Below are 26,873 nucleotides of genomic sequence, written 5' to 3' on the forward strand. Positions count from 1 at the left end.
ATTCGACCTACACCCCACTTTATTCGACCGTTCACCATTTTATTCGACCTACACCCCACTTTATTCGACCGTTCACCATTTTATTCGACCCACACTTTATTCGACCCACATCACACTTTATTCGACCCACACCCCACTTTATTCGACCGTTCACCATTTTATTCGACCTACACCCCACTTTATTCGACCGTTCACCCATTTTATTCGACCCACACCACACTTTTTTCGGCCCTTCACGCATTTTATTCGACCTACACCCCACTTTATTCGACCGTTCACCATTTTATTCGACCTACACCGCACTTTATTCGACCGTTCACCCATTTTATTCGACCTACCCCCCACTTTATTCGACCGTTCATCATTTTATTCGACCCACACCACACTTTTTTCGGCCCTTCACGCGTTTATTCGACCTACACCCCACTTTATTCGACCGTTCACGCATTTATTCGACCTACACCGCACTTTATTAGACCGTTCACCCATTTTATTCGACCTACACCCCACTTTATTCGACCGTTCACCATTTTATTCGACCTACACCCCACTTTATTCGACCGTTCACCCATTTTATTCGACCCACACCACACTTTTTTCGGCCCTTCACGCATTTTATTCGACCTACACCCCACTTTATTCGACCGTTCACCATTTTATTCGACCTACACCGCACTTTATTCGACCGTTCACCCATTTTATTCGACCTACCCCCCACTTTATTCGACCGTTCATCATTTTATTCGACCCACTTTATTCGGTCATCCACGCATTTATTCGACCCACACCCATTTTATTCGACCCCCTTTTGTCCACAACTGAACAATCCGCTAATGCGGATTGTTATTTTAATAACAATGAAAGAATTGTATCTCATGCGCGTCCGTTCCATAATATGCCCATCGCTGTTGACTTCGTCTCCATCGATAACCTGCCACGGAATTATAGCCGACATATGTGGGGTAAAACCAAAATGAGCGGCCATTTTTAAGCCAAACATACGTATGTTTGTATAAACACCCTTTCATTGAATCAGTGTCCATTGCCTTAGACATTCCATCGTGAAGTTGTGGAGTGAATAATGGCGGAGCTATATGAGGCGGACCTCCTCCGTTTGGCGGCCGCGGCGGCGGATGGTCCCCATAGGACGGGCCAGGCGGGCCAGGAGGAGTCCTTACATCCATTATCTGTTTTGGATATGGAATCGCCAAGAAATCATTATCCATGTTTCGGAGATGTGCATTTTGATAGATATTTTCAGTACCGTTATGGTGTTGATAGAATGAATTGTATGGATTCATACTTTTTCACCTCATAATTGAACTTTCTTTTATCCGTATGTAGACGAACGGCCATATGTGCATTTTCATTCCTAATTACTGTCTCTACTTTGTGGTTCTATCGAATCTTTAAACGGAAAATAATGCGTCAGAAAATATTCCCTGTTTATTTTTTGAAAAAATCCCTGTATTTTTTAGCTTTCTTGCACTAGAATTTGATATAGTGTTCTTAATGATTTAAACTCAATAATGTCAAAAGTCATTTCAGGCCCTGAATCATTGTGGGAGGCCAAATTTTCTTATCTTAGAAAAAACGAGGGATTCCTATGTGGGAATTATTATTAGAATTCGATTATCAGACCGTTCGCCATGCGGTATGGGCAGGTTACTTATTTACCTTTGTCTTTCCACTGGCTGCGTTTTACTTCTTAAATAAAAAGCAATCGCTCTTGAACGACAAATATCAAGCTTCCGTTCATACAGATAAAAGTAAATCCCCCGTTCATGCGGGCAGCATTTTTGACTGGCGCGGTGCACAGCGCTTCTTCACATTTATCCGGCAAAAGGATTCACCAGATGATTCCGATGAGCCAAGCCTCCTTCTCTTTGTTTAACCACTAACAATTTGAGGAGGAAATTATATTGAAGAAGAAAAACATGTTTCTAATTGCAGTACTATTTCTGGCAACGACCCTATTGACAGGATGCTCAGCAGCAACGAGCGGTCCATTTCATACCGCTTTGGTTAACCCTATGACAAAAATGTTGGAATTTAATGCTGATTTATTTAATGGCAACTATGGTTTAAGCATCATCATGATGACATTTTTGATTCGCCTTGTCTTGCTTCCACTGACTGCCAAGCAATATAAAACACAGCTTAGCATGAAAACGAAGATGAATGGGCTGAAACCAGAAATGACTGCAATCCAGCAGAAAATCAAAGAGACGAAAGATCCAGCTAAACAAAAGGCCCTTCAACAGGAAATGATGCAGCTTTACCAAAAGCATGGAGTCAATCCTTTAAACATGGGCTGTTTGCCGCTCTTAATTCAAATGCCGATTCTAATGGGCTTTTATTATGCGATCCAAGGCTCACATGAAATTGCGACCCATAGTTTCCTTTGGTACAGCCTTGGTCAGCCGAATATTGCCATGGCGATTATTGCTGGTGTCATTTATTACTTCCAATCGGTCATTTCCATGAGACAAATGCCGGAGGAACAGCAGAAACAAATGAAGATGATGAGCCTGCTCTCACCAGCAATGATTTTATTCATTTCTTTCTCCGCTCCTGCTGCTTTGCCGTTATACTGGTCAATCGGAGGTATTTTCATGATTGTTCAGTCCATCGTGCTTCAGCGAATATATAAAAAAGACCATGCCGTTGTTCCGGCTGCAAATGAAACGGTTATGAAAAAAAGCTAGTCCAATTGGATTAGCTTTTTTTTTCATAAAGTTAAATTTTCGCGAGTAATTGCTAGCCTTGATGGAAAGTGGATTTTCAGGGCGAAATTCACTATTTTATTTCTTCGGCAATGGATTTGTTGATACCTTTTCGAAAAACTTCTCTACATATTCGAAATCCGTGTAAAAGAACAATAATAGGTCACCCGGTTGTGATGTTTCCCACGCTTTTACGAATGCGTCCAATTCATTAGGTTCGATTAAGGTCCGATCTTTTTGTAACCCTGCTTCTACGGCAGCTTCCTGAAGCAGTCTGGCTACTTCGAACGGCTCCCTGCCCCGCAAATCATCGTCTTCTTTAATGATGAATAGATCAGAATTCATGGCCGCCTCCTTGGAGAGCCTGATTAGCTCTTCATCAATACGGTCCCCAGGTCCTGCCAAAACAGTGATAAGACGATTTTTGTTATAGGCACTGACCGTTTCGAAGATGGCCTTCAATCCTGCTTCATTATGGGCATAGTCGATGATGATCGTGCGCTCTTTCAACTTTTTTAAATTGAAACGTCCTTTGGACAAATTCGTATCAGGCATAAATGTGGCAGCCTTCCTTCGTAGTTCTTCCATTGAAATACCTTGAGTCTCGGCTGCGGCTAACGCTTGAAGTAAATTGGCGATATTATGACGTGCCATGCCGGAAATCGTTATTGGAATCTTGGTGCAATCCATAAACTGTCGGATGACACCATCAGATGAATGACAGATTACACCTTGTTCATTGACGTACCAAACTTTACATCCCCCATTTATCGCAGCCTTCACGTGAGGCTGGGTGGCATCAGTAGAGGTGTAAATGACCTCTCCATCTGTATGAGCGTTCATGGCTGCTACATTCGGATCATCTGCATTCAGCACACAATAGCCTGTTTTCATTACGACTTCGGCTACCAGCCTCTTTAATTTAATGAGATCATCCAATGTATCGATTCCATCATGGCCGAGGTGATCCTCACTTACATTGGTAATGATCCCCACATCACATTTACGAAAAGCAAGACCTTCACGAAGAATCCCTCCCCGGGCCGTTTCCAATACGGCTACATCAACTTCAGGATGGGCCAATACCATTCTTGCACTGACCGGGCCACTGCAGTCACCCTGATCCATTACCTCATCGCCGATATATACTCCATCTGAATTCGTCATACCCACCTTTGTATTTTCATTAGAAAGAAAATAATGAACCAATCGGGTCGTTGTCGTCTTTCCATTTGTTCCGGTCACTGCGATGATCGGTATAGCTGCCTCTTCCCGAGTCGGAAATAAATAATCGACAATGGCCTTGCCTACATCCCTTTTTTTCCCTTCGCTCGGATAATGATGCATTCGAATTCCCGGAGCAGCATTCACTTCAATAATCGCAGTCCGTGAATGCTCGATTGGTTTGGATATATCCTCACAGATAAAATCGATTCCGGCTATATCCAGACCAACCGCTTTCGCGGCAGCAACCGACATATTTTTAATGGTGGGATGAACCTGATCCGTTACATCGATTGCCTTTCCACCAGTCGAAAGATTTGCATTGCCGACAACTTGAACCAATTCCCCTTGATTCGGAATGGTATCGAGCGTCCGATTCGATTTTTCCAAATAACACGTCACGGTATGTGTAAGCGGGATCTTTGACATTGGCTTCTCATGTCCTTCTCCCCGCAAATCATTACAATTTTCCTTTTCTATCAATTTACGTATCGATTCCTTACCGTTGCCAATAACAAAGGGAGGAAGCCTCAAACTAGCGGCTATAAGTTCACCGTTGACTATCAGTAACCGATAATCATGTCCTTCAATATGCCGTTCGACTATGTACTTCTCCACATGCGACTCCAAACAATTGATTACATTGAATAGTTCATCCTTATTTTTGATATGGGTGATGACGCCCTGCCCCTGCCTCCCATTGTACGGTTTAATGACCAGCGGAAAACCCAGCCTGTCCGCCGAGGCAAAGATATCTTCGATGGAATGGGCAACTTCCCCTTCAGGTACAGGGAGTCCACACCCTCTTAAAATTGATTTGGTCAATGATTTGTCACATGAATTCTCAACGGCAATATTCGAAGTCTGGCTGGAAATTGTCGCCTGGACATACTTCTGCCTTGTACCGGTTCCTAAACGTAGTAAGCTTTCATCACCCATTCGCTCGACAGGGATACCTTTTGCTTGTGCTGCTTTAAAAATGGCTTCGGTACTTGGCCCCAGTTTATTTTTATAATATAACTGCTCTATTTGTTTTACATAAGATTGTACATTTATATGCTTTTCACCATTCAGGATGGCTTCCGCTATATCTTTTGCTGCTAAAAAAGCTTGAAGACCTGAGTGAGGCTCCTGATAGTCAAAGGTCACATAATAGAGGCCCTTCTTTTCCATCATTATCGTTTTTCCACGAATGGCTTCGATTCCGGCCAGGTTTTGAAGCTCAATCGTCATATGCTCCAATATATGTCCCATCCATGTTCCTTTCCTCAGCCTTTCGGCGAAACCGCCTCGATACCCTTTTGAACATGTATGGCTTCCCAGGTTCGGGAGTGCCTTTAACAATTTTTCATTGAATCCAGGTATTGAATCAGATGGTTTCTGTTCCAGTTCCCCTATATCCAATTCAATGCAAATCGTCGGTGTATAAGCAAAATAATTAGGTCCTTTTAAATAACGGACTCGATTGATTATCATTGTTGGATCCCCTTTTTCATCAACAATTTCCTTGCAAGCAGATCAAAACGGTATCCTCTGGTTAGTGCATGTAGGTTAAATCCCGAAAGGGTCAACTCTTCACTGCCATTATCAGAAGATGTGATATTGATATAGTCACTTGTGCTGCCATCAAGCACCAATACTTGATGTTGGCCAACTACTTCAAAATGACCGTCTTTAACTAAAATTGCTGTATTTTCATCAATGCCAATACCCATAATTTCCTTTTTCCCTGCTATCGCACTTAACAGGCGGTCAAATCGGCCACGCTGGGAAAAATGTTGATCGATTATCAAATCGTCAAGGAAGCCGAAACCTATCCCAATCTCAACCTTTAACTTATTGTCATTCAGCATCGTGTCAGCAGCAATGATCATATGCTTACCTAAAATGGAAGCACCAGCACTTGTCCCTGCTATCACCATTCCTTTATGCCAGGCTTTAGAAAGGGCATCGTGGAATTTGGTTTTTCCAATCAGCTCAAACAATCGGCTTTGGTTTCCCCCTGAAATGAAAACGGCGGAAAAAGATGTCAGCTGTTCACAAATTGCTGGGTCATCTGCATCCTGCCTTGAATCCAACTTGATCACTTCCACCCTGCCCACGCCTAAATCCCTGAAAATCTTGATATACTCTGTACTCACTTCCTCAGGAATTTCACTCGCTGTAGGCAATATTCCTATTCCGCCATCCCTATTACGGGTTGCAAGCTCGACAAATTTATTTAATACTTCACCTTCAAGGCACTTATCCTCTGCCCCGCCAATGATAAGTAATTCACCACAATTCATTCATCATACTCACCTTTACAAATGGATTAACATCATGAAATTGCTCAAAATAGAACACATAATGACTAGTATGGCAACTTCTATCAATCTTCATTCATAAAAATGGGAAACTGTAGAATTTTGTTTAACTTAATGAAAAGAGAGGAAAAGTAATAGAGTAAAAAAATAAAAGGAGTGTGCAAAAATGAGCGAAAACCAAATTAAAGAAAAAGTATTGAACATCATCCGTGATCATAAAATAGGAGTTTTATCTTCAGTTGAAAACAACAAACCACATTCACGCTATATGACATTCTTTAACGATGATTTAACTTTATACACACCAACGAGTGGAAAGACGGAAAAAATTGATGAAATTGAAAAGAATCCTAATGTTCATATCCTGATCGGCTATGATAATAAAGGATTGGGCGATTCTTACCTGGAAATCTCAGGTACCTCGAAAATAAACGATTCGCAGGAACTGAAGGATAAATTATGGAATGAATCCTTTGAAGATTGGTTCGAAGGTCCGAAAGATCCGAATTATTTAATCCTGCAAATTAAGCCGGAAAGCATCCGGTTGATGAACAACAACGGTGAACCTCCACAAGAATTATCATTGTAAATCTTTATTTTTTGTACTTACGCCAATTGACGAGTATTTGATCGAAATTCACGAGTATTACTCCAAATTACGAGTAAATGACCGAAATTCACGTGCATTTCACTAACACAGTACTATATTAAAAATAGCGCTATAAAACAGTTAAAAGCCCGCACATGAGTGCGGGCTTTTTTCACGATTACACCAGCTCTGATTGGATATAGTGCAAAATCAGATTGGCTGTATGCTTTAATGAAGAAACATGTGTCCGCTCGAAGGCATGTGAGGCATCGATTCCCGGTCCGATCAGACCATGTACGACATCATATCCTGCCCGGATTGCAGCGGAAGCGTCCGACCCATAATATGGATAAATATCGACGCGGTAGTCGACGGCATTTGCTTGGGCAAGTGAAACTAAATGCTGACGCAGTTTATAATGATATGGACCTGAGGAGTCTTTTGCGCAAATGGATACGCTGAATTCATCCGTAGATTGTCCATCGCCGATCGCGCCCATATCGACTGCTAGATATTCGACTGTTTTCTCAGGGATATTGGAATTTCCGCCATAGCCGATTTCTTCATTGTTGGAAATCAGGAAATGGGTCGTATATGCCAATTTTATTTTTCCTGCGGAAATGAGGTCAATGATATGAAGGAGGATGCCAACGCTAGCTTTATCATCCAAATGCCTTGATTTCAAAAAGCCTGTATCCGTCACTTCCACTCTTGGTTCAAAGGAGACAAAATCTCCAACAGAAATGCCAATGGCCTCTGTTTCCGCTTTTGTCTTCACGACAGCATCTATCCGGACCTCAATTGTCTCATCATCACGCTTGGCATCGCCGGCATTTTTATATACGTGGACAGAGGTCTGATTGATTAAAATGGTCCCGGTGATAATGGTTCCGTCAGCTGTATGGATTTTACAATACTCCCCTTCCACTGAGTTCCAGCGGAAACCGCCGATCATTGTCAATTTAAGGCGGCCATTCGCCTTGATTTCCTTTACCATGGCCCCCAGTGTATCGACATGGGCAGTCAGCAAACGATGTTTGCCATCATTTTCGCCTTTCAATGAAGCAAGCAATGCCCCTTTATTCGTGATCTTGTAAGGAACCTTCCTCTGCTCCATGAAATCAGCCGCGTATTTAATGGCTTGCTCTGTATAGCCGGAGGGGCTGGGTATGGACACCAATTCTTTTATGTAAGATACAATTTCTTTTTCTTCGATCACACTCATGCGTATCATCTCTCCTTTCCTCTTGCTTCATTATATCTTTTCATGGCAACTTTTAACATATTTAAAGACCGCCAAAAGGCGGTCCTTTAATCGATTTAACTCATAAAAGCCAGGACAGGCAACATGGCCATAACTAATGTTGAAATTCCATATAACGCTAAGTTCTCCATATTCACTCTTCTTTTCCACTTATCGCGCCATACTTTGTATCTGTCCATATCTTCGTTCCTCATAAAAAAACCTCCTTCATGATGAAAGTTCAACTTACTTCAACTGTCTTTGTTTGTTGGACATTTCCTTCATATATTCCAAGAAGGCAATTCTCTTTTCGTCTGGATAGGCTACAATGTCTGCAATGATTTCCTCTTCGAGAGGTTTCAGTAAACGGCCAACCGATTCAGTAAACAATATTTCTAACTCTCTCTTTGTTTCATTAGGATTTCTCACTTCCATCAATATCACCCTTCCAATTACTTACTATTATCTATATAACCTTTATCCTCTACATTGAAACGCAAAAAAATCGACCGCCCATAAAGGCAGCCGATTGTCATCAATTAAATTATTTCGTTACCCCGACATTATGCCACTGATATTGGCGGCCAGCGAGATAATCATAACCTGTCACACGTTCATTCACTCCCGCCAATTGATAACGGAATAATGTCGGAATGACCGGAACCTCTTCATGGATCAATTCCTGCCACTCATTATACGTATCGATTCGATATTGATCATCGAAGGCTTCCTCTGAAATCCCTTTAGCAAGAAGCTCATCATTTTTTTCACTCACCCAGCGGGTATAGTTAAATTCTGCAGATCTGGACCATATTCCTGATGGATCCGGATCGGAAGCGACACCCCATGCAGCTTGATAAATATCCACTTTATCATTATCCTTTTTCAGCAGGTCGTAGAATGAATTGAACTCATGCAGCCTTCCATCCTGCAATTCTACGTCCAAACCAACTTGTTCCCATTGTTGGATATAATATCTTGCTAGTGGCTCAGAAACATCGGAACCGCTCATGGAAGCAAAGTTGATCTTGAACTCTTTTCCGTCTGCATCTTCACGAATGCCATCATTATTCGTATCTACAAATCCTGCTTCATCCAAAAGTTTTTTAGCTTTTTCAGGATTATATTCATATGGTTTTACATCTTTATTGTTATATTTAAAGTTCGGTGTAATGACAGAGTTGGCAGGGAAGCGAAGGCCCTTGAACATCTTTTCGCCAACTTCTTCATTATTGATGGCATAAGCCATCGCCTGACGAAGGCGTTTGTCACCGAATTTCGGGTTCTCATCCATAACGTTTTCTTCTTTTTCCTTATCATAATGACCGAAGTTGAAACCAATATAGGTATAGGCTAATTCAACTTTCCCCAATAATTCGACATTATCCAATTCCTTGGCCTGATCATATTGCTCAGCCAGGACCTCCGCTACATCGAGATCACCGTTTTCAAGTGACTTGACGACAACGGACGGATTCACGACTTTTAATGTGACACTGTCCAATTTAGGTTCACCGCGGTAATAATCTTTATTAGCTTCGAATTCGACCGCTTCCCCTTGAACGATTTTCTTCACTTTGAATGGTCCAAAACCAATCGGGTTTTTACGGATCTTATCCGAAGATTCCAACTCTGCAATCGGAACATCTTTTAAGTATTCTTTATGAAGCGGGTATGTCCATAATCCAGTCGTGACGGAGGGATTCGCTTTTTTGAAAGTGAAAGTGATTTTCTTGTCGTCGACTTTAATGCCTGAAATCTTGTCCGCTTTCCCTTCATGATACTCTTCCATACCCTCAATTAAAGCCATTTGTTCATCATAGCGTACACCCTTGTAATCCTTGCTTCCCATGACAAGGTATGCATATTCTAAATCAGCGCCTGTCACTGGTTTGCCATCATGCCATTTTACATTATCCTTAATCGTCAGCGTGACCGTTTTATGATCATCTGAAATCTCATAGGAAGCGGCACCTTCATTTGTATATACATAGTTTTCGTCTGTATCCAATAAATCCTCATCAAAGAATGTGATAACTTGGTTATCGGGTTCGCCTTGATAGAAAACCTTGTTTAATATCCCTTCAAACGGGGTATCGGATACCAAACCATATGTCAAATGGCCACCTTTAATCGGCTCTCCTTGATTCGTCGTCTTTGTCGGGAATTTAGAGGTATCGACCTGTTCGACATCTTTCCCTTTTTTCTCTTTCGTTGACGATTTCTCCGTATCATCCGAACATGCAGCAAGCAGTAGAGACGAAATGGCCAATGCACTTAATACCTTACTGTAGCTTTTGATTTTCATATCATACACTCCCCTTTTTTTATGCTCTTCTTTGTCTAGCATCGGCTGCGCGTTTTAACGCTTGACCAACGAAATTTATACTCAGCATCAACACTAAAATCATGAGTGATGCGGGTACCCATATCCACCACTTGTTTTCCAGAACATCTGGATTACGAGCATAACTGATGAGCGTACCTAAACTCGGTGTGCTCTCCGGAAGACCGAACCCTAAGAAAGTCAAACTGGATTCTAAGCCAATATTGCCAGCAAGATTCAAAATGAAGTTAACGATGATCAGTGAACTGACATTGGGCAGAAGCTGAAACAGGATGATTTTCCAATGTGGCGTCCCGAGTGTCTGTGAGGCGTGGATATAATCCAGCTCACGCTCTGACAAAGCCTTTGAACGAATCAGCCTGGCCTTGCCTGTCCATAAAAACATCGTCATGATTAAAATGAAAACATATACATTGAAGATCGGTACAATCGTGACTACAACGATGATGAACATCAATTGCGGCAGTGCAATCACGAAATCGATAACGCGCATGATCACATTATCGGTTGCCCCGCCGAAGTAGCCAGCCAGAAGCCCTAATGATAAACCGATGATAGCCGTGAATAATGTAATGAATAAACTGATCGTGAATGAATTTCTGGTACCTATTATCAGTTGTCCGAATACGTCCCGGCCGCCATAATCGGTTCCAAGCCAATAGTCTGAAGATGGTTCCATATAAATGGAGAGAAAATCGACCTTGGCTATTTCCTTGGCGTCCATGAAGAACGACGCACCGTAAACAAAAATCAATATGGCTGCTAATATGATCAATGAGCCCATGGCAAGCTTATCCTTTTTGATTTCCTGCCAGATGATTTTGATTCCTGAAGGGCTCACATCTTTCACTTGTATGTTCTTTCCCGTTTCTACTTTCATTTCCATACGCTCACCCCGCTCCTATTCTATCCGTATGCGCGGATCGACCGCACTAAGTATGATGTCCGAAAGAAGAGTGCCAAGCAGAGTGGCAAATCCCGTCATCATGACGATGGCCGTGACAACGCTGAAATCCCGCAGGCTGACTGAACTAAGGAAAAGCTGCCCCAGACCCGGATAACTGAAAATGGTCTCGATTATGACCGCGCCGCCGATCAATCCGGTAATTTCATAACCTAAGAATGCCGCTATCGGTAAAAAGGAATTTCTCAGGATATGCCGTGAATATACTTTTGATTCAGGCACTCCCTTCGAACGAGCAGTCCTTACGAAATCCTTGATTTTATTATCGATGATTTCATTTCGCAAATATTGGATCGTACTTGTTGTTGCAATTAAAGCTGTACTTAAAGCTGGTAAAATCAAATGAGTGATCTTGCTTACAACATAGGCAAATGTTCCTTCATCCACTTTTGAATCGACACTGCCGCCAGACGGGAACCAATCCAGGGCAAATCCGAAAATGAATAACATGATTAAAGCAAAAATGAAAATCGGCGTGCCAAATCCTACATAGCTATAACCCGTAACGGTTTTATCCACCCAGGTATCGTTATACCTTCCACTAAGTATGCCTAATGGAATCGCAAGCATATATGTAAAGATAAGCGTGACCAACGCCAGGAACACCGTGTTCCAAAGCCTGTCTTCTATAACATCCATGACGGGCGTCTTATGTGTATAGGAAATACCGAAATCCCCCTGTACTGCATTGGATGCCCACCTTATATATTGTTGGTACCAAGGGTCATTCAAACCCAGTTCTTCCCTGATCCTATCAAGCTCGGCCGGGTTGGCCCTAGGATTGATTTCCTGACCTGACAGTGCATCTCCCGGCATTGCTTTTGCCATCATGAAAACGATGATGCTCAATAAAAAGAGCTGCGGGATCATAACTAATAAACGCCTTAGGATAAACTTCCACATATTCCTTACACCTCCTTATTGTAATGCGACTCTATGTGTCGATGAGATTGGCTTCAAATCGTAGGCACGTCCATCCTCATCGAAATATTTTGAGTAGGTAGACTCATATTCCGAGGTGAGTTTTTTTCTAAGCTGCACTTTATCTTCGCGAACTTCCGGCTCTAAATCCGGAATGGCGGCAATCAGGCGCTTCGTGTATATATGTTGCGGATTTTCATAGATTTCCTCGCTTTTGCCTTCCTCTACCAATCTACCGCGATACATAACTCCCATCCGGTCACACATATGCCGGATTACACCTAAGTCATGACCGACAAATAAATAAGTCAAATTGAACTCCTGTTGGAGATCCTGAAGGAAATTCAATACCTGTGCCTGAACGGAAACATCCAGTGCTGACACCGGTTCATCCGCAATGATCAGTTTAGGTTTCAATGTCAAAGACCTGGCAATCCCAATACGCTGGCGCTGCCCCCCTGAAAATTCATGAGGATACTTGTGAATCGACTCCGGACTGAGTCCGACTTTATCCAAGAAGTCCTGGACGATTTTCTTTTCCTCTGAAGGTGATAACCGTTCAAAGTTCCTCAGCGGTTCGGCAATGATGTCCAGTACCCTCTTCTTGGGATTCAATGATGAATACGGGTCTTGGAAAATCATTTGGATATCTTTTCTAAATGGTTTAATTTCTTTTCTACTTAAAGATGCTAAATCCCTGCCTTCAAACAGGATTTGTCCGGATGTGACATTATTCAGCTTGACCACTGCCTTGCCTGTCGTGGACTTGCCGCTTCCGGATTCCCCGACCAAACCATATGTTTCCCCTTGCTGTAACTCAAAGGAAACACCGTCCACGGCCTTTACGTGATCAACCACCCTTCTGAAAAAACCGCCCCTTATTGGAAAATGCACTTTCAGATTATCTAATTTGAGTAATGTCATGGGCCGATGCATCTCCTTCAGCTTGAAAATAAAATTCTTTATAGCACGTACAGCGCACAAAATGATCGTTGCCCACTTCGTGAAGCCGGGGTGTCTCTTCATGCGCATGCTTAGGTATCCAAGGAATCCTATCTTGGAAGCGACATCCTATCCGATCCATTTTCGCTATCGATGGAACGATTCCCTCGATAACGTGCAAACGATTTTTCTCGTTTGCAGCCGAAGGAATCGAATTTAATAACGACCTTGTATATGGATGCAGCGGATTGTTGAATATCTCTTTAACACTTCCCGTTTCCACTACCTGACCTGCATACATGACAACGATCCTGTCAGCGACCTCTGCTACGACGCTCAGATCATGTGTAATTAAGATGATACCCATTTTTGTCCTGCTTTGGATATCCTTCAGCAGATCAAGTATTTGTGCTTGAATCGTAACATCGAGTGCCGTCGTGGGTTCATCTGCAATTACCAGTGCAGGGTTGCAAGCAATGGCAATCGATATCATTGCCCTTTGCCGCATTCCGCCCGAGAGCTCATGCGGATATTGCTTGTACGTCCGTTCAGGATATGGAATTCCCACTTGTGTCAAAAGTTCAATCGTCCTATTCTTTTTTTCAGCACTGGAGAGTTCAGTATGGTAATCAAGATTCTCCTCGATCTGTTTTCCTATGGTCATGAGCGGGTTCAAAGCCGTTAATGGTTCCTGAAATATCATACCCAATTCCTTACCACGGACTTTATTCATTTGCACATCATTCAACTTTAGTAGATTTTGACCTTTATAATTGATATTTCCTTCGGATTTCGTTCTCTGCTTATTATGTAATTGCATGATAGATAAGGCCAAGGCACTCTTTCCACAACCTGATTCTCCAACAACTGCTACAATTTCATTTTCATTCACCGTAAACGAAACATCATCCACCGCTGCATGATATTTGCTACCGATTCGAAATGAGGTAGTTAGGTTCTCTATTTGTAAAATAGCTTTCTTCATCCTTGCTCCCCCTAAACTATTTTATCGGGAAAATAATTAATCTTCTGATAATTAGTTAGAATTTTAATCAATTTTTTACATTTATACAATAGTTTTTATAGAAAATAATCACATTTTTTTCATTTTTTATAACTTTAGGAATAATTTTCTGCAATAAAAAATCATTTCCTTTATAACTGTTATACAGTAAAGTTTTGAAGTCCGATTAAATATATAGAATCAATAATTTTGAATTTATTATTTCAAGATATCTTTTTTAAAGATTATGCCCATGTATTGACCTTGTCTTTTTACGTACTGCGGAATGGTTCCGATAGAAGTATTTTAATATTTCAGAAAAATTAGTATATTTGTAAGAATATCATAAAAAAGGTAATTACTTCATATATATTTCATTACTTTTAAAAAAACACCAAATTTTGATGTAATGCAATGAAACCTTTTTAAAACAGATTCGTAGAAAACGGTAGAAAATAAATGATGAGGTGATTGAATGTATTCACAAACTGTACAAACTTATATGCCGTCGGTCATGCGGACGTTCGCTTTATCACTTGCCGTTTCCGTTTTAGGGATGGCTCTCGGCACTCTTGTACCGCCATCGTTGTTTCTTCCGTTAGCGATACTTGAGATCGCCATGTTGATTGGAGCATTTATATTGCGGAAGAAAAAAGCCATCGGCTACACATTTTTGTATAGTTTCACGTTGATTTCTGGAATTACGACCTATCCGATCATCGCACACTACCTAGCTGCTGCAGGGGCAAATGTGGTGATCCTGGCAGGTGTTACGACGACAGTCGTATTTGGAGGGCTGGCGATTTATGCCACAACCACCAAAAGGGACCTTTCTTTCTTGGGAGGAATGTTATTTGCTGCCTTGCTAGCTTTAGTTGTCATTAGCATTTTCAACATTTTCTCTCCATTAAGCTCTACAGCCATGCTGGTCTTTTCCTTTATCGGGATTTTAGTTTTCAGTGGTTATATTTTATATGATTTCAATCGTATGAAGCATTACGGGGTAACAGCCGAAGAAGTACCGCTCATGGCCTTGAATCTATATCTTGATTTCATTAACCTATTCATTAACATCTTGCGCTTCTTTGGTATTTTAGCAAGCGATGACTAAAGTGCTAATAGTATAAATCCTAACAAGATAACAAAAGAAAGACGCTTGGACTTATCCAAGCGTCTTTTCACATTTCTTTCCCATACAGTTAAGCTGTAAGATGGTAGTAGTGATTTCCCCAAAACTCCTGGCAATGAATAAAATACCAAATCACAATGAATTTGGTCTCAATCATTAATAAGAACGGCAGAAGGGATGCGTATCTTATTTATATAATCCTGGATTTGATTGATCGGTCCATGGCAGTTTCACACCGAAAGTGCTTGCAATGAACTGTGTATCTTCCCTTCGTTTTTTCCTAATTTGGGCCCGTTGTTTTGCTGATTCATTTAAATTCATTTCCATCTCTGTTTCAGGAACTAAACGCGGAACCGGAATTGGTTTACCTTCTTCATTAATGGCAACAAATGTCAAGAATGAAATAACACATAAATTCCGGGCTCCTGTAACTAAATCCTCTCCAACCACCTTTACGATGATTTCCATTGATGTTCTGCCCGTATACGTCACGAAGCTTTCAAGGCAAACTGCATTTCCTTCGTGAATAGGGTGCAGGAAATCGACAGAATCAGTTGATGCAGTAACGACGTTGCTTCGAGCATGACGCATGGCTGATATAGCCGCTACATCATCAATGTATGCCATTAATTTGCCTCCGAACATCGTACCAATATTATTTGTATCCGGCGGGAGGACAAGGCTTGTTTTTATGACCAAAGAGTCCCGGCAATTTTTTGTTTCTTCCATGGTGACTGCACTCCTTTATGTCTGATTCTCACTAGTCCACTTTATCGAATTCTTACCTGTAAAGCAATTCACATGCTTATTTTCCTGCTATTAGTCAAAATTATGCGGCTTATAATGAAGCCAACCGCTTTCACTGCCCTTTTGGCTGCTTGCCTTGCTGCAGCTCACGCAGGCTTAAGCCAAATGTCATTTGTAAATGCGGATAATCCTTGAACCCTGCCCAATCCCCTCCCCAATCGAAACCTAACCCTTTAGCGATGGTTACGACTTCCATCCAATCCGACTTTCCATTATCGTTGCCGTCATAACTCATATCCCAAATGGCCTCGCCTTGTTTGTTAAGGAGGGCAAAATCTATCGCCAAACCGAAATTATGCAGCGATTCGCCACCTCTTGCATTCGTTACGATGTTGCCCGAGTCTGATCTGCCCTTTTCATAGAGTTCATTTTGCTCGGCTAAAGACCGGAACCCCGCCGTAATGATAACCGGGATGCCTTTGTCATTAGCCAATTGAATGAGCTCGTCCTTTTTTTCGGCGACGATCGGATTCAGCTCGTCAGTCAGTTCGATTTCATCCAGATCAGGAGGAAGCATATACTTGAACAAGAGCCCCAGTAACAATCCTAAAAAGCCCAATACCAAAAATGTCCTTACCCAAGTGGCTTTCACTGAAAAATCCTTCCTTTACGAATATCTGTCTGAAAGTGAAAAACTCAACCAAAGACGGATGAGTTTCTTCTATAACTTTGCTTTCAATTCTTCAATTTGCAATAAATGCCGTTTTTCATGAAGTCCCACGAACGGGATCCATTGCTTCAAGCTTAAATCTTTAAACAAAGGATGTGGTAATGACTTTTGTTCCAGATCAATTTCCTTTGCATGGTCAACGACCTGTACAAAAGCTTTTCGGGATTCGGACAACTTTTCCTTAACTTCACTCAAAGTTTGGTATGATTCTGACGGAATGACAAATGGCGGCGCCTGGACCTTCACTTCACGATTTAAAGTAAGCTCGATCGGTTTATCCACAACAGGAATGCTATCGTTGCTTTTCAATTTATCGGATATGCTCTTTGTTATGGCCCTCTCCATTAAATATAAATGATCCAATACCTGGATGATGCTCCATCGTCCAGGTTCAGGATGGGCGTTCAGCTGTTCATCCGATAGTCCATTGACCGCATTTAAAAGCTCTTCCCTGATTTTTTCATTTTCATTCATTTTTAGCATCTCCTCTTATAAGCCTCGCTAATCTCCTTTAATTATTCCATTTCATATAGGAATGTGTAAAATAATAATACTTTTTGACACAAACGAACCGATTAAAAGTTGTCTATTTTTTGAAAAGCTCTATCATAGTCATTAAGGTAAAATTCAAATGACTTTCAAAATTCATCATAGATAGTCTAAATAGGAGTGATCGCTATGAGTGGAGGACATATTCCATTCAGCCACAAAGGCCGCAGTTCCATGCATGCAATACCTTCAAAAGGAAGCATATGGTTGATGCTCAAACAAATGTTCAATCGGGTACCATCCAAATGGAAGTTTTGCACTTTGATATTATGTATCATGCTTTTCATTTCATTGCTTGAGTTCTCCATCCCCCAGTTGACGCAGTTTACGATTGATAAAGTCATTCCCGAAAAAAGATATGATTTGTTAATCTGGATTGGCACAGGAATTCTTTGTGCCAGCATCTTATTGGCGTTACTGAACTACTTTAACAGCTATATCGTTTCCAAGGTCGGTCAAAGAGCTATTATGGATATACGGAATAGCATGTATGACCACATTCAAACACTGGATATGAAATTCTTTGACAAAAATCGAACTGGTGACTTAATGTCCCGGTTGACCAATGATGTCAATTTACTGCAGCAGCTCATCTCTTCGAGCATGCTCCAAGTATTGACGGACACGGTGACTTTCATTGCCGTGGCGGTATATATGCTTTTCATTAACTGGAAGCTGACCATTGTCCTTCTTTTTATATTCCCTTTCATGTTCTATATCACAAGGGTATTCGGGAAACGCATCAGGATGTCATTTAGGTCTGTGCAAAGTTCCGCAGGAGATGTCAGCAACCAGTTACAGGATTCCATTTCAGGAATGCGGCTCATTCAATCTTTTACGAATGAAGAGTTCGAATCAAGGCGGTTTGCCGAGCGTAATCAGGAAAATATGGCTGCAAACATTAAGTCCGTTCGGCTACGTTCCATGTTCGGTCCGATTATTGATTTATTGAACAATATCGGCCTTGTAGCAGTCATTGTGTTCGGTGCTTGGCAAGTGATGGAAGGTGAATTTACAATAGGATTAATCGTGGCCTTCCTCGCCTATTTGAGGTTACTGCAGAGTCCCGTTCGCAATTTTAGCCGAGTCATCAGCATTGTCCAGCAATCAGCCGCCGCCTTTGAGCGGATAACTGAAATATTGGAAACACAACCTGAAATAAGTGACAAGGGAAATGCCCTTGAACTCCCTTCCATAAAAAAGCAAATTGAATTTCAAAGTGTTAATTTTTCTTATGATGAGAATGTTCCTGTGCTTAGCAGTTTAAACCTGACCATGAAAGCTGGTCAAGTAACTGCTCTGGTCGGCTCCTCTGGTGCAGGAAAATCGACCATCACGAGCCTTTTGATCCGATTTTATGATCCGCAAGATGGAACAATCAAAATGGATGGCCATGATATCAAAAATGTATCACTGAAATCATTAAGGGGACAAATGGGGGTTGTCTCCCAGGATATCATTTTATTCAACGGTTCCATCCGTGATAACATCATGTATGGAAAACTTGATGCTACAGATGATGTAATCATCGAATCCGCCAAAGCGGCAAATGCGCATGACTTTATCAGTGCCTTTCCTGATGGTTATGATTCTCAAATTGGAGAGCGCGGAGTCAAGCTTTCAGGCGGACAAAAACAGCGCATTGCCATTGCCAGGGCACTTTTGAAAAATCCGCAAATCATCATTCTCGATGAAGCAACAGCGGCCTTGGATACAGAATCCGAACATTTGATACAGGAAGCTTTGTCACGTTTATTGATAAACCGAACTTCAATTGTGATTGCACATCGTTTATCGACCATTCATGATGCCGATCAAATAATCGTTCTGGAAAAAGGGCAGGTTCATGAAAAAGGAACACATGAACAGTTATTGCAAAACAATGGCAGATACAAGCAGCTCCATGACTTGCAGTTCCCTCAACTAAAAGCCATATTAAATTCCTAGAAAGCAAGAATGCACAGAATGCCTTCCTGTGCATTTTTGCTTTCATTTGAAATCATAACTTTCCAAAACCCGATTCGCAATGAGCTGATACCCTTTTTCATTCGGATGTAACTTATCACTGAAATACTCTGTTTTCTTTTTATCTTCAAAAAGATCATTCGTAGGAATGAATAACATCCTATTGTCTTTATCCGCTATTCCCTTTATTGACTGGTTATAATCGCGAATATGCTTTTCAAGTTTTTGATTTCCTTTAATTGGGTTATATAGTCCCACTACCAAAATATCAGCTTTATCGTTTGCCTTTATGAGTGTTGACGTAATCTTTTTCAGATGGCTGATATACTCCCGTTTACCCTCATTGATTTTTCGATCACTTATTTTCTCCAAGTCCCCGCCGTTACTATTGATCAAGTCATTCGTTCCGATATAAACGATGAAAGTATCGGCTTCATCAAGTTTCGTTTTAATGCGGTAATCATCAAGCTGTTTCATCACCCCATCCGTTTCCTGGCCTTTTATACCGTAATTCCAAAAACTCACTTTTTGTTCCGATTCCGGGTTATTCAATTCATCCTCCAGGCCTTCTATATATCCTTCTCCATCCTTATCCCCTTTTCCATAGGTTAACGAATCTCCAAAAGCCATCACCCTTTGCACATCTTCCGACTCCGAGGCCTGAAATTCATATGCAACAAAACATATAACCAGTACTATAATCAAAAAAACTGACAATTTTTTCATTTGGTTCTCCTCTGCCTTTTTACTAGAAGTATTTAATCCTTTACATACCCAAAAAACCTGCAGACTTAACATAAAAAAGGAATTGTCAGATAAAGAGTAAAAAGTGTATGATAATAAAAAACTTTCAATGGATTGGATGTCAATTCACCGTCCCTTAAACAAAAAAACGGGATTACCCTTCATTCTGGAGATTGAATAAATGATAGTTAGGAGATTACATCATGGAAGAGCACATAGAGTTTAGAGAGGCAGAACTATCTGATTTACCTAGAATTGTTGAAATATATAATTCGACAATTGCTTCAAGAATGGTCACGGCAGATACGGAGCCTGTATCCGTCCAATCGAGGGTTAAATGGTTTGAGGAACATCATTCAGAAAGTAGACCGCTATATATCATTACTATAGAAGGGAAAACTGCTGGATGGATGAGCTTTCAATCCTTCTATGGCCGACCGGCATATAATTCCACTGCCGAAATCAGCATTTATATTGATGATTATTTCCGGGGAAAAGGAATCGGACAAATTTCGATTCAAAAGGCAATTGAATTGAGTCCAAAATTAGGTATTAAGACTATATTGGGTTTCATTTTCGCCCACAATATACCTAGCCTTAAGCTTTTTTCCAAATTCGGGTTTGAAGAATGGGCACATTTACCTCAAGTTGCCGAGCTGGATGGCATTGAGCGGGATTTGATCATTCTTGGTAAACATGTCGATATTTAATATAATTTTTTAGAGCTATTGCCTTGAGCAGTAGCTTTTTCAAATTAATACAGGTCGAATATGCTAATTTAAAAATACCGATATGCGTTTTGGAGGGAAAAATATTCTGACTCTCTTTTACTTGCTAACGCATTTAATAGCGTATCCAATTCTTGACTGGCCTGAACAGTAAGCAGACTTGTTAAGCCGTAACTTGCTGCCAATTTGATCATTTCCTGTCTCTTTTCTTCTACCCTTTCTATAGTTACTTTACGGCAAGGCATTATATGCCACCTCCCATTTATTCAATTTTTTTACACTTTCATCATAATTAAACTACTAGTTAAAATCAACTATTTTTCAGAAATAAAATGTGTTATTTTATAGGACAAATGTGACAAAACACCTACTTTATTCTTTAATTATGTATATTTTATGTCATTTTCTATTAAACGCAAAAAAGCATCCACTAGTGTATACTGTGAATGCTTACATCATATCCCTTATCCAAGAGCCCAAAATATAGTCCTTCGCTTACTATGTCATCCATTCAGAAGGTGACTCGTTATTAGGTCTATTTATAACAATCTTATATTCATCTTCAAGCACTTTTAATGGGGCATCATAAAGGTGCCTTTCATCAGAGGTTTTGTATACTCCATTGGCCAATAGCTCTTCAATGAGTTTTGCCTTCCTCTGTTCAATCCTCTTAAATAATTCTGCCATGTAAATGGCTCCTTTCCTAGTCATCCTAGAGCCTGCTTCTAGTTAGCTAACTTTATCAACTTGTTTGATTTTCACCAAATTATATATACCTTTTCTATTATGTCACTAAACGTTATTTCCCAAAAATAAAAGCCCCTTCTAATTCAAGAAGAGGCTGACTGTGTCCGTACGGCTCTTCTTATCTTCCAAGCATATGCTTGTTGGATTTAGCACAGTTCCCAAAATGGGTCCGCTGCCGAGGTTTCTTTGGGCCAAGTCCCTCCACCTCTCTGGATAAGAATTCGATATATAAATGATGTAGAAATGATTCTACCCTAATAATTATCAAAAGTCAATTACCTGGTTCTCCCTTTTTTCCTGGACATTACATGCTCCCTCTTCAAATACAGGTTGCATTTTCTTGTCTTTCTGATATGATGTCAGTAATTACATACAATTCACACCACTAGGGGAGTCTTTTTTAAGACTGAGATGGAAATAGTTTCCGGACCCTTTGAACCTGAACCGGCTCATACCGGCGGAGGGAAGTGGATGATATCGTCCATTTACAGACTATATCCATCTACCCCGTTCCGTATTCAGGAACGGGGTTTTTCATTATCTAGGGGAAACATTCTAAAGGAGGATGAACAATGGAGAATATTAAAACAGAAACATTCAGTGATAGACTTCATGCACGGGCAAAAGAGATTTGGAAAAGGAATCATTCACATCCCTTTGTCCAGGCAATTGGAAATGGTACGCTTCCTGAAAAGAAATTTGCCTATTACATGAAGCAGGACTATATCTATCTCATGGATTATTCCAAGCTCTTTGCTTTAGGTGTCATCAAAGCCCATAACATCGAAACCATGGCAAAGTTTGCGAGTATTTTAAATGAAACCCTTCAAGTGGAAATGGATATCCATCGGCAGTATGCTTCCGAATTCGGGATCAGTTCCAAGGAATTGGAAGAAACAGAACCTACTCCCACCACTCTAGCCTATACAGGTTACATGCTAAATGCAGCTCAGCATGGGACATTGGCAGACTTGATCGCCTGTCTCCTGCCATGCGCTTGGGATTACTATGAAATCGGTTTGCTATTAAAAGAACAAAATGGAGCAGCATTGGAAAACAATCGCTACGCAGATTGGATAAGGTCCTATTCATCACCTGAATTCGGGGAAGCATACAAGTGGCTGATCGCATTGTTGGAAGAATTGACGGAAGGCATGCCAGAAAAGGAACTTCTTCGATTAGAAAAGCACTTTTTGGTTACTTCCCGATATGAATACTTATTCTGGGATATGGTTCAAAATGAGCAGGATTGGCCGCTGTAGGTCGCAGACATGATGATGAATCCTATCAAGAAACTGACGTTGACTGCCATGATAACGGCTATAACGACACTGACCAGTTCATTTATTTTCATCCCTGCAGGATTTGCAAAGGTCTTTCCTATTCAGCATCTGTCAAATGTCCTCACGGCCGTTCTATTGGGGCCTGCTTATGCTGTGACACAAGCTTTCCTAGTTTCCATCATTAGAAACATGTCTGGTACCGGTTCAATATTCGCCTTTCCCGGGAGCATGTTCGGTGCACTTTTGGCTGCCATCCTTTATCGAAAAACACAAAGCTTAAAATTCGCTTGTTTAGGTGAAGTGATCGGGACCGGCATTCTCGGTTCCATGGCCTGTTATCCACTTGCCATCCTCCTATTAGGAGAAAAAGCTGCTCTTTTTGGTTTTTTACCGGCTTTTATGCTCAGTTCATTCGCAGGTGCGATTTTAGCTTTCATATTACTTAAAATACTTCTAAAAAATAATTATATGAAGGGGTTTTTTTATGAAAACAGCATTAACCATCGCCGGCTCTGATTCAGGAGGCGGTGCTGGAATACAAGCGGATTTAAAAACATTTTCTGCACATGGGGTTTTTGGAATGTCTGCCATAACAGCCGTAACCGCACAAAATACAATGGAAGTCCGTTCAGTACAGCCAATTGAAACAGCTATCATATCGGACCAAATTGCAGCTATATTTGAAGATATTCCTGTCGATGCAGTAAAAATAGGCATGCTTGGATCAAAAGAAATCGTGGAAACAGTCGCTGCGTCCCTTAAAACCTTCATGCCTGCCATCGTTATCCTTGACCCTGTCATGATTTCCAAAAGCGGCCACCATTTGCTCGACGAAAAGGCTGTCTCCGCCTTAAAAATGGACTTACTTCCGTTTGCAACACTTGTAACACCAAATGTACCGGAAGCGGAAGTGCTTACTGGCTTGTCGATTCGAACGAAACAAGATTTCTACAAGGCATGCATTTCAATACAAGAAATGGGTCCCAAAGCCGTTTTACTTAAAGGGGGCCATGCAGCGGGAAATCCAAATGATCTTTATTATGATGGGACTGACTTCCACTGGATCAAGGGAGAGCGCATACATACAAAAAACACTCATGGTACGGGCTGTACCTTATCATCCGCCATTACATCAAACCTGGCAAATGGACTGCCCTTGCAAGAGTCGATCGAACAGGCCAAGACTTATATTTCTGAAGCGATACGCAATAGTTTTTCAATCGGTAAAGGTCATGGTCCTGTCCATCATTTTCATTCATATTCAAAAAAAGAACGGAGTGACTTAATATGAAGGTTTCCGCAGCCGATTTATTCGTGAAGGTAAAAGAAAGAAAACCACTCGTCCACCAAATCACCAACTTTGTTACGGTCAACGACTGTGCAAATGCCACCCTTGCCATCGGTGGTTCACCAGTGATGACATCGAGCCCAAGAGAAGTGGCGGATATGGTTAAATTAGCGGATGCATTGGTCCTGAATTTCGGTACGATCGATGATAAAGCCTTGGAAGCAATGGAGATTGCCGGTAAGACGGCAAATGACCTGGATATCCCGGTCATTTTGGACCCGGTGGGAGTTGGTGCCACCGCCTATCGATCAGAGCAAGTGAAAGAGCTCCTAAGTAAGGTTACTTTCCAAATCATTCGCGGCAATGCAAGTGAGATCCTTTCATTGATGGGTGGGGATACCGTTACTCGCGGGGTGGATTCGGAGGAGCTTGCGGTCAGCAATGCAGACCTGGCTGCTCGAGCCGCAAATAAATTGAATTGCATCGTCGTGGTCAGCGGAGCGAAGGATGCGGTCAGCGATGGAAAACGTACGTCCATCATCGATAACGGGAACCTGCTATTAACTAATGTTACAGGTACCGGTTGTATGTCCACTGCTCTTATCGGCACTTTTTCCGGAGTCACCGATGATTTCTATTCTGCGGCGATTGCCGGTATCTCAACCATGAGCATTTCAGGGGAACTAGCTGCCAAAAACCTTCAAGAGGATGAAGGAACAGGAACGTTTCGTGTGCGATTAATCGATGCAATATCAAGAATGGATAAGGAAATCTGGATGCATGAGGTGAAAATAAATGAAGAAGTCCCAAATTGATTTAAGCCTGTATTTAGTTACGGAAGAGTCCCTGGCAATAGAAGAATTGACCAAAATCATTTCAGAATCGGTTTCAGGAGGAGTCTCGATCGTACAGCTTAGAGAGAAAAATAATTCCTCCCTCTCCTTTTATAATAAAGCTTCTGCATTAAAACAGTTATTGAACGAGCTGTCCATTCCCCTTATCATCAATGACCGGGTGGATATAGCACTTGCTGTTGCAGCGGATGGAATTCATATTGGGCAAGATGACCTTCCACTGCCTGCCGTCAAAAAAATGGTTCCTGAAGATATGATCGTCGGTGTATCTGTTTCCAATCTTGAAGAGGCTCTAGAAGCCGAACGAAATGGAGCAGATTATATCGGAGTCGGTTCCGTTTTCCCAACAAAGACCAAACAAGATGCAACCTTAATGGCAATTGGGGATCTGGAGGAAATTTGCCGCAGCGTATCAATTCCCGCCGTAGCCATCGGGGGTATCACGGCCGATAACATTTCCTCCCTTTCTGCTAGCGGGCTGTCAGGTACCGCAGTCGTATCAGCCATCATGAATGCAGAAAGTCCTAAGACTGCCTCCGAATCCCTTATAAAAATCATAAAGGACTTTAAATAACAAAAGGATGGGGACTGAATACAGCCCCCATTTTTTTGTTTATGTCAAAACAGTATTCTTTGTTTCCTTCCCAAAAGCTACGGCAACTGCCCCCACTAAAATAGCAATTGTGAAAATGGTGAAAATCGATGAAATCGGGGTGCCGGCAGCAACTAAATACCCTACAAGCAACGGTCCCAGGACACCGCCGATCCTGCCGATCCCTGCGGCTAAACCAGCACCTGTACCACGAACTGCTGTGGGATACTGCTCAGGAGTATACGCATAAAGCGCACCCCATGCCCCTAGGTTGAAGAAAGATAGGAACATTCCGGAAACTATCAGCAGTGCCAGCCCCTCTGCAGACCCAAAGAAAAAAGCACTGACTGCCGTTCCAATTAAGTATGTGATCAAAACGAATTTACGTCCAAACTTCTCTATCAGCCATGCAGCTGAAAAATAGCCCGGAAGCTGTGCAAGCGTCATGATCAATACATATTCAAAGCTTTGGATCATGCTGAACCCTTTTAGGACCATCACACTTGGCAGCCATAAAAACATCCCATAATAAGAAAAGACCACGCAAAACCATAGCACCCACAACACAAGGGTCTGACGGGAGTATTCCTTTTTCCAGACACTTTTCATATTGCTTAATACAGATGGTCTCTGCTTTTTTTCAAGTTCCGTATACTTCGGTGAATCCGGCAGTTTCAAGCGCAGATACAGCGCATATACAGCGGGTACGGCGCTCAATAACAATGCAACCCGCCAACCATAAGCCGGTATGATGAAATAAGATATGAGCGCTGCCAAAATCCAGCCAACCGCCCAAAAACTTTCAAGAAGGACGACGACCCTTCCCCTTTTACTCGCTTCAACACTTTCAGAGACCAATGTCGAGGCAACCGGAAGTTCCCCTCCAAGTCCCATTCCAATCAAAAATCGCAATATCAAGAACAAGCTGAGTGTACTGACTGCTGCAGACAGGCCACTTGCGATTGAAAACAATAATAATGTAATGATAAAGACATTCTTCCGTCCGACCCTGTCGGCCATCGCACCAAAGAATACGGCTCCAACAGCCATTCCTATGGAGTTTATGCTCCCAATCCAGCCAACCTGCTCACTGGTTAAGTTCCAGTCCTGTCTTAAAGCTACTATAATGAAAGAAAGCATACCGACATCAAGTGCATCGAACATCCATCCAAGACCCGCAACACCAAGTAACTTACGCTGCGATATCATTTTCGCATCATTTCCCATATATTCCTCCTGAAGAACTTTAGAC

Annotated in this window: 29 protein-coding genes and 2 riboswitches; of the genes, 11 read left to right on the forward strand and 18 right to left on the reverse strand. The window is 41.6% G+C overall.

What is annotated here, in order from left to right; genetic code table 11:
• Nucleotides 1-848 precede the first annotated feature (848 nt).
• Entirely contained in the window at nt 849-1,301 is a 453-nt protein-coding gene (locus tag ACYP5M_RS24970; protein WP_459735665.1) for a hypothetical protein, read from the reverse strand.
• 305 nt (nt 1,302-1,606) lie between these two features.
• Here ACYP5M_RS24970 and ACYP5M_RS24975 point away from each other — a divergent pair, with 305 nt between their 5' ends.
• Nucleotides 1,607-1,894, forward strand: coding sequence for a hypothetical protein (locus ACYP5M_RS24975; RefSeq protein WP_101224472.1), 288 nt, complete (start codon nt 1,607-1,609; stop codon nt 1,892-1,894).
• 28 nt (nt 1,895-1,922) lie between these two features.
• A complete protein-coding gene (yidC, locus tag ACYP5M_RS24980; protein ID WP_232782986.1) occupies nt 1,923-2,708 on the forward strand; it encodes a membrane protein insertase YidC in 786 nt (261 codons plus the stop codon).
• 96 nt (nt 2,709-2,804) lie between these two features.
• On the opposite strand, the gene cphA is transcribed toward yidC, so the two are convergent.
• Nucleotides 2,805-5,426: a cyanophycin synthetase gene (cphA, locus tag ACYP5M_RS24985; protein ID WP_459735666.1), complete on the reverse strand. Its 2,622-nt coding sequence runs from the start codon at nt 5,424-5,426 to the stop codon at nt 2,805-2,807.
• Entirely contained in the window at nt 5,423-6,238 is an 816-nt protein-coding gene (locus ACYP5M_RS24990) for a cyanophycinase (RefSeq protein WP_459735667.1), read from the reverse strand. Before ACYP5M_RS24990 ends, cphA begins: the two co-directional genes overlap by 4 nt.
• A gap of 184 nt (nt 6,239-6,422) precedes the next feature.
• On the opposite strand from ACYP5M_RS24990, the gene ACYP5M_RS24995 reads away from it, so the two are divergent.
• A complete protein-coding gene (locus ACYP5M_RS24995) occupies nt 6,423-6,845 on the forward strand; it encodes a pyridoxamine 5'-phosphate oxidase family protein (RefSeq protein ID WP_230177645.1) in 423 nt (140 codons plus the stop codon).
• A 178-nt stretch (nt 6,846-7,023) separates the two neighbouring features.
• On the opposite strand, the gene ACYP5M_RS25000 is transcribed toward ACYP5M_RS24995, so the two are convergent.
• The 8 genes from ACYP5M_RS25000 to ACYP5M_RS25035 form a co-directional block, all read right to left on the reverse strand.
• On the reverse strand, nt 7,024-8,070 hold the full coding sequence (locus tag ACYP5M_RS25000; protein ID WP_101224468.1) for a M42 family metallopeptidase: 1,047 nt from the start codon (nt 8,068-8,070) through the stop codon (nt 7,024-7,026).
• A gap of 95 nt (nt 8,071-8,165) precedes the next feature.
• Nucleotides 8,166-8,303 carry a hypothetical protein gene (locus ACYP5M_RS25005; RefSeq protein WP_348964387.1) on the reverse strand — a complete coding sequence of 46 codons (138 nt, stop codon included), beginning with the start codon at nt 8,301-8,303 and terminating at the stop codon, nt 8,166-8,168.
• Between the two features lie 31 nt (nt 8,304-8,334).
• A complete protein-coding gene (locus ACYP5M_RS25010) occupies nt 8,335-8,523 on the reverse strand; it encodes a hypothetical protein (RefSeq protein WP_034314269.1) in 189 nt (62 codons plus the stop codon).
• 109 nt (nt 8,524-8,632) lie between these two features.
• On the reverse strand, nt 8,633-10,396 hold the full coding sequence (gene opp4A, locus ACYP5M_RS25015) for an oligopeptide ABC transporter substrate-binding protein (RefSeq protein ID WP_402941557.1): 1,764 nt from the start codon (nt 10,394-10,396) through the stop codon (nt 8,633-8,635).
• A gap of 19 nt (nt 10,397-10,415) precedes the next feature.
• Nucleotides 10,416-11,315, reverse strand: coding sequence for an ABC transporter permease (locus tag ACYP5M_RS25020; protein WP_402942924.1), 900 nt, complete (start codon nt 11,313-11,315; stop codon nt 10,416-10,418).
• A gap of 21 nt (nt 11,316-11,336) precedes the next feature.
• Nucleotides 11,337-12,302, reverse strand: coding sequence for an oligopeptide ABC transporter permease (gene opp4B, locus ACYP5M_RS25025; RefSeq protein WP_459735668.1), 966 nt, complete (start codon nt 12,300-12,302; stop codon nt 11,337-11,339).
• A gap of 15 nt (nt 12,303-12,317) precedes the next feature.
• Entirely contained in the window at nt 12,318-13,244 is a 927-nt protein-coding gene (locus ACYP5M_RS25030) for an ABC transporter ATP-binding protein (RefSeq protein ID WP_459735669.1), read from the reverse strand.
• Entirely contained in the window at nt 13,222-14,247 is a 1,026-nt protein-coding gene (locus ACYP5M_RS25035; RefSeq protein ID WP_101224463.1) for an ABC transporter ATP-binding protein, read from the reverse strand. Before ACYP5M_RS25035 ends, ACYP5M_RS25030 begins: the two co-directional genes overlap by 23 nt.
• A gap of 493 nt (nt 14,248-14,740) precedes the next feature.
• Between ACYP5M_RS25035 and ACYP5M_RS25040 the strand changes: the two genes are divergently transcribed.
• Nucleotides 14,741-15,376: a Bax inhibitor-1/YccA family protein gene (locus ACYP5M_RS25040; RefSeq protein WP_434168968.1), complete on the forward strand. Its 636-nt coding sequence runs from the start codon at nt 14,741-14,743 to the stop codon at nt 15,374-15,376.
• Nucleotides 15,377-15,580: 204 nt separating this feature from the next.
• Here ACYP5M_RS25040 and ACYP5M_RS25045 read toward each other — a convergent pair whose 3' ends face one another.
• The 3 genes from ACYP5M_RS25045 to ACYP5M_RS25055 form a co-directional block, all read right to left on the reverse strand.
• On the reverse strand, nt 15,581-16,123 hold the full coding sequence (locus ACYP5M_RS25045) for an acyl-CoA thioesterase (RefSeq protein WP_459735670.1): 543 nt from the start codon (nt 16,121-16,123) through the stop codon (nt 15,581-15,583).
• Nucleotides 16,124-16,253: 130 nt separating this feature from the next.
• Nucleotides 16,254-16,793, reverse strand: coding sequence for a M15 family metallopeptidase (locus ACYP5M_RS25050; protein WP_402941549.1), 540 nt, complete (start codon nt 16,791-16,793; stop codon nt 16,254-16,256).
• A gap of 69 nt (nt 16,794-16,862) precedes the next feature.
• On the reverse strand, nt 16,863-17,345 hold the full coding sequence (locus tag ACYP5M_RS25055; RefSeq protein ID WP_459735671.1) for a DinB family protein: 483 nt from the start codon (nt 17,343-17,345) through the stop codon (nt 16,863-16,865).
• Nucleotides 17,346-17,549: 204 nt separating this feature from the next.
• Between ACYP5M_RS25055 and ACYP5M_RS25060 the strand changes: the two genes are divergently transcribed.
• Nucleotides 17,550-19,367, forward strand: coding sequence for an ABC transporter ATP-binding protein (locus ACYP5M_RS25060; protein ID WP_434168966.1), 1,818 nt, complete (start codon nt 17,550-17,552; stop codon nt 19,365-19,367).
• Between the two features lie 42 nt (nt 19,368-19,409).
• On the opposite strand, the gene ACYP5M_RS25065 is transcribed toward ACYP5M_RS25060, so the two are convergent.
• Nucleotides 19,410-20,111, reverse strand: a complete 702-nt coding sequence (locus tag ACYP5M_RS25065) for a DUF459 domain-containing protein (protein ID WP_434168965.1) — start codon at nt 20,109-20,111, stop codon at nt 19,410-19,412.
• A gap of 221 nt (nt 20,112-20,332) precedes the next feature.
• On the opposite strand from ACYP5M_RS25065, the gene ACYP5M_RS25070 reads away from it, so the two are divergent.
• Nucleotides 20,333-20,839 (forward strand): N-acetyltransferase family protein, encoded by a 507-nt coding sequence (locus tag ACYP5M_RS25070; RefSeq protein WP_459735672.1) that lies wholly within the window; start codon nt 20,333-20,335, stop codon nt 20,837-20,839.
• 68 nt (nt 20,840-20,907) lie between these two features.
• On the opposite strand, the gene ACYP5M_RS25075 is transcribed toward ACYP5M_RS25070, so the two are convergent.
• Both ACYP5M_RS25075 and ACYP5M_RS25080 read right to left on the reverse strand, forming a co-directional pair.
• Nucleotides 20,908-21,102: an aspartyl-phosphate phosphatase Spo0E family protein gene (locus tag ACYP5M_RS25075; protein WP_101224038.1), complete on the reverse strand. Its 195-nt coding sequence runs from the start codon at nt 21,100-21,102 to the stop codon at nt 20,908-20,910.
• A gap of 253 nt (nt 21,103-21,355) precedes the next feature.
• A complete protein-coding gene (locus ACYP5M_RS25080) occupies nt 21,356-21,544 on the reverse strand; it encodes a Fur-regulated basic protein FbpA (protein WP_034314291.1) in 189 nt (62 codons plus the stop codon).
• Nucleotides 21,545-21,719: 175 nt separating this feature from the next.
• Nucleotides 21,720-21,824: riboswitch (SAM riboswitch) on the reverse strand.
• A 157-nt stretch (nt 21,825-21,981) separates the two neighbouring features.
• Nucleotides 21,982-22,087, forward strand: a riboswitch (TPP riboswitch).
• An 89-nt stretch (nt 22,088-22,176) separates the two neighbouring features.
• Between ACYP5M_RS25080 and tenA the strand changes: the two genes are divergently transcribed.
• Genes tenA through thiE form a run of 5 tightly spaced genes read left to right on the forward strand, consistent with a single transcriptional unit; the run spans nt 22,177 to nt 25,603 of the window.
• Nucleotides 22,177-22,866: a thiaminase II gene (gene tenA / locus ACYP5M_RS25085; RefSeq protein ID WP_459735673.1), complete on the forward strand. Its 690-nt coding sequence runs from the start codon at nt 22,177-22,179 to the stop codon at nt 22,864-22,866.
• A 15-nt stretch (nt 22,867-22,881) separates the two neighbouring features.
• On the forward strand, nt 22,882-23,403 hold the full coding sequence (gene thiW, locus ACYP5M_RS25090) for an energy coupling factor transporter S component ThiW (protein ID WP_434169630.1): 522 nt from the start codon (nt 22,882-22,884) through the stop codon (nt 23,401-23,403).
• Nucleotides 23,372-24,178, forward strand: a complete 807-nt coding sequence (thiD, locus tag ACYP5M_RS25095) for a bifunctional hydroxymethylpyrimidine kinase/phosphomethylpyrimidine kinase (RefSeq protein WP_101224040.1) — start codon at nt 23,372-23,374, stop codon at nt 24,176-24,178. The genes thiW and thiD overlap by 32 nt, the downstream gene beginning before the upstream one ends.
• On the forward strand, nt 24,175-24,990 hold the full coding sequence (gene thiM, locus ACYP5M_RS25100; protein WP_434168963.1) for a hydroxyethylthiazole kinase: 816 nt from the start codon (nt 24,175-24,177) through the stop codon (nt 24,988-24,990). The genes thiD and thiM overlap by 4 nt, the downstream gene beginning before the upstream one ends.
• Nucleotides 24,971-25,603: a thiamine phosphate synthase gene (thiE, locus tag ACYP5M_RS25105; protein WP_434168962.1), complete on the forward strand. Its 633-nt coding sequence runs from the start codon at nt 24,971-24,973 to the stop codon at nt 25,601-25,603. The genes thiM and thiE overlap by 20 nt, the downstream gene beginning before the upstream one ends.
• A gap of 39 nt (nt 25,604-25,642) precedes the next feature.
• On the opposite strand, the gene ACYP5M_RS25110 is transcribed toward thiE, so the two are convergent.
• Entirely contained in the window at nt 25,643-26,848 is a 1,206-nt protein-coding gene (locus ACYP5M_RS25110) for an MFS transporter (RefSeq protein WP_459735674.1), read from the reverse strand.
• Nucleotides 26,849-26,873 lie beyond the last annotated feature (25 nt).

This window comes from Peribacillus sp. N1, assembly GCF_054600815.1.

Excerpts from the sequence above, each read along its gene's own strand:
- ACYP5M_RS24970 (WP_459735665.1), bottom strand. The coding sequence starts at position 1,301 with ATGAATCCATACAATTCATTCTATCAACACCATAACGGTACTGAAAAT.
- ACYP5M_RS24975 (WP_101224472.1), top strand. The coding sequence starts at position 1,607 with ATGTGGGAATTATTATTAGAATTCGATTATCAGACCGTTCGCCATGCG.
- cphA (WP_459735666.1), bottom strand. The coding sequence starts at position 5,426 with ATGATAATCAATCGAGTCCGTTATTTAAAAGGACCTAATTATTTTGCT.
- ACYP5M_RS24990 (WP_459735667.1), bottom strand. The coding sequence starts at position 6,238 with ATGAATTGTGGTGAATTACTTATCATTGGCGGGGCAGAGGATAAGTGC.
- ACYP5M_RS24995 (WP_230177645.1), top strand. The coding sequence starts at position 6,423 with ATGAGCGAAAACCAAATTAAAGAAAAAGTATTGAACATCATCCGTGAT.
- ACYP5M_RS25000 (WP_101224468.1), bottom strand. The coding sequence starts at position 8,070 with ATGAGTGTGATCGAAGAAAAAGAAATTGTATCTTACATAAAAGAATTG.
- ACYP5M_RS25005 (WP_348964387.1), bottom strand. The coding sequence starts at position 8,303 with ATGAGGAACGAAGATATGGACAGATACAAAGTATGGCGCGATAAGTGG.
- ACYP5M_RS25010 (WP_034314269.1), bottom strand. The coding sequence starts at position 8,523 with ATGGAAGTGAGAAATCCTAATGAAACAAAGAGAGAGTTAGAAATATTG.
- opp4A (WP_402941557.1), bottom strand. The coding sequence starts at position 10,396 with ATGAAAATCAAAAGCTACAGTAAGGTATTAAGTGCATTGGCCATTTCG.
- ACYP5M_RS25020 (WP_402942924.1), bottom strand. The coding sequence starts at position 11,315 with ATGAAAGTAGAAACGGGAAAGAACATACAAGTGAAAGATGTGAGCCCT.
- opp4B (WP_459735668.1), bottom strand. The coding sequence starts at position 12,302 with ATGTGGAAGTTTATCCTAAGGCGTTTATTAGTTATGATCCCGCAGCTC.
- ACYP5M_RS25030 (WP_459735669.1), bottom strand. The coding sequence starts at position 13,244 with ATGACATTACTCAAATTAGATAATCTGAAAGTGCATTTTCCAATAAGG.
- ACYP5M_RS25035 (WP_101224463.1), bottom strand. The coding sequence starts at position 14,247 with ATGAAGAAAGCTATTTTACAAATAGAGAACCTAACTACCTCATTTCGA.
- ACYP5M_RS25040 (WP_434168968.1), top strand. The coding sequence starts at position 14,741 with ATGTATTCACAAACTGTACAAACTTATATGCCGTCGGTCATGCGGACG.
- ACYP5M_RS25045 (WP_459735670.1), bottom strand. The coding sequence starts at position 16,123 with ATGGAAGAAACAAAAAATTGCCGGGACTCTTTGGTCATAAAAACAAGC.
- ACYP5M_RS25055 (WP_459735671.1), bottom strand. The coding sequence starts at position 17,345 with ATGAATGAAAATGAAAAAATCAGGGAAGAGCTTTTAAATGCGGTCAAT.
- ACYP5M_RS25060 (WP_434168966.1), top strand. The coding sequence starts at position 17,550 with ATGAGTGGAGGACATATTCCATTCAGCCACAAAGGCCGCAGTTCCATG.
- ACYP5M_RS25065 (WP_434168965.1), bottom strand. The coding sequence starts at position 20,111 with ATGAAAAAATTGTCAGTTTTTTTGATTATAGTACTGGTTATATGTTTT.
- ACYP5M_RS25070 (WP_459735672.1), top strand. The coding sequence starts at position 20,333 with ATGGAAGAGCACATAGAGTTTAGAGAGGCAGAACTATCTGATTTACCT.
- ACYP5M_RS25075 (WP_101224038.1), bottom strand. The coding sequence starts at position 21,102 with ATGCCTTGCCGTAAAGTAACTATAGAAAGGGTAGAAGAAAAGAGACAG.
- ACYP5M_RS25080 (WP_034314291.1), bottom strand. The coding sequence starts at position 21,544 with ATGGCAGAATTATTTAAGAGGATTGAACAGAGGAAGGCAAAACTCATT.
- tenA (WP_459735673.1), top strand. The coding sequence starts at position 22,177 with ATGGAGAATATTAAAACAGAAACATTCAGTGATAGACTTCATGCACGG.
- thiW (WP_434169630.1), top strand. The coding sequence starts at position 22,882 with ATGAATCCTATCAAGAAACTGACGTTGACTGCCATGATAACGGCTATA.
- thiD (WP_101224040.1), top strand. The coding sequence starts at position 23,372 with ATGAAAACAGCATTAACCATCGCCGGCTCTGATTCAGGAGGCGGTGCT.
- thiM (WP_434168963.1), top strand. The coding sequence starts at position 24,175 with ATGAAGGTTTCCGCAGCCGATTTATTCGTGAAGGTAAAAGAAAGAAAA.
- thiE (WP_434168962.1), top strand. The coding sequence starts at position 24,971 with ATGAAGAAGTCCCAAATTGATTTAAGCCTGTATTTAGTTACGGAAGAG.
- ACYP5M_RS25110 (WP_459735674.1), bottom strand. The coding sequence starts at position 26,848 with ATGGGAAATGATGCGAAAATGATATCGCAGCGTAAGTTACTTGGTGTT.